The organism is Streptomyces durbertensis (assembly GCF_014156695.1).
Taxonomy (GTDB): domain Bacteria; phylum Actinomycetota; class Actinomycetes; order Streptomycetales; family Streptomycetaceae; genus Streptomyces; species Streptomyces durbertensis.
This window is the reverse complement of record NZ_WMLF01000769.1, coordinates 1-1307: the sequence shown is the minus strand read 5'-3', so window position 1 is coordinate 1307 and position 1307 is coordinate 1. Positions and strand designations below refer to the sequence as shown.

General features: G+C 72.1%; 1 protein-coding gene. It reads left to right on the top strand.

Translation table 11 applies throughout. The features are described 5' to 3' along the window. Positions 1-191 precede the first annotated feature (191 nt). The gene (locus GL263_RS26660; protein WP_182858298.1) at positions 192-1274 is read left to right on the top strand and encodes a tetratricopeptide repeat protein; all 1083 of its coding nucleotides are present in this window, start codon (positions 192-194) and stop codon (positions 1272-1274) included. Positions 1275-1307 lie beyond the last annotated feature (33 nt).

Sequence of the window (1307 nt, the reverse complement as noted above, 5' to 3'; positions counted from 1 at the left end):
GTCCACACGGACCGCCGCCAAGCGGCCAGGGACGCCCGTCAGCACCAACCAGCCTTCATGGCAACGCAGTTCATCGAGCCGCACCCATGCCGACGCGCCGCCACGCCCACACACAAGCCATTACACACTCGGTGTATACCTCGTGTGTATAGTCGAGCCGTCCGATCACGGTCGTCCGGCGAAAGGCACACATGTACGGCAAGGCCTTCGCGCCCGAGTACCAGGGCGCGCTCACCACCCTGTCGGTGAACTCCTCACTGACCGACGTACTCGCCCAGGGCCTCGCCCGGTTGGGAGAAGCCCAACGCTCCGGCACCCGTGAGGACGCCGCCCGCGCGCTGCTCGCCGTCGCCGAAGCGCACCGCCGCCTCGGCAACGTCGCCGAAGCCGACCGCGCGTGGAAGACCAGCTACCGCACCGCCCGTTCGGTCGGCGCCCTCGGCGCGATGGCCTGGGCCCTGTGGAGCGGAGGCACCCTCGCCCGCCAACGCGGCGCCCTCAACCTCGCCTACCGCCTCCTCGCCCACGCCGCCGACCTCGGCGAACGCGGCAACGACGTCGTGGCCCGCGGCTACTCCCTCGCCGGCATGGCCGAAACCGGCCGAATACAGGGGGACTACAAGACCGTCGCCGCCCTGCACGAGAAGCTGCTCGCCGAGGCACGCCGACGCGGCGAGGCCCGCCACACCGTCTGGGCGCTCGAAGGCATCGCCCAGATCCACCGCAACACCGGCTCCTACGACACCGCCCTCGCCATGTTCGGCGAAGCCGCGGAGATAGCCGCCAAGGCCGACGACCGGCGCGGCCACGCATGGGCCCTGCGCGGCATGGCCGACGTCCTCTCCATCCGCGACGGCGCCACCGGCCAGGCCCTCTCCCTCCTCTCCGAGGCCGAGGCCACCTGTCGCGAGATGAAGCTCTCCAGCGCCCTCGCCTACAACCACAAGATGCGCGGCAACGTCCTCTACCGCGCCGCCCGCTACGACGAGGCACGAGCCGTCTACCAGCAGGCGCTCGCCGAGTTCGAGGCGATGAGCGAACCGCGCGGCACCGCGCTCTCCCGCCTCGGCCTCGTCAAGTCCCTCGCCCACCTCGGCCGCGACCGTTCCGCGACGGTCGCCGACCTCACCGAACTCCGCAGCACCTTCGACCGCATCGGCCTGCGCCACGCCCGCGACATGACGGACCAGGCGCTCACCGAGTTCCACCCCACCCCGCCGCGACCGACCGCCGCTCCCCAGCACCCGGCCCCCCGGGAGGTCGCCGTCCGATGACCACAGCCCCGGCCCCGACGCCGACCGCCGAAC

Bases quoted from the DNA above. Each gene is read 5' to 3' on its own strand.
- GL263_RS26660 (WP_182858298.1), top strand. From the start codon at position 192: ATGTACGGCAAGGCCTTCGCGCCCGAGTACCAGGGCGCGCTCACCACC.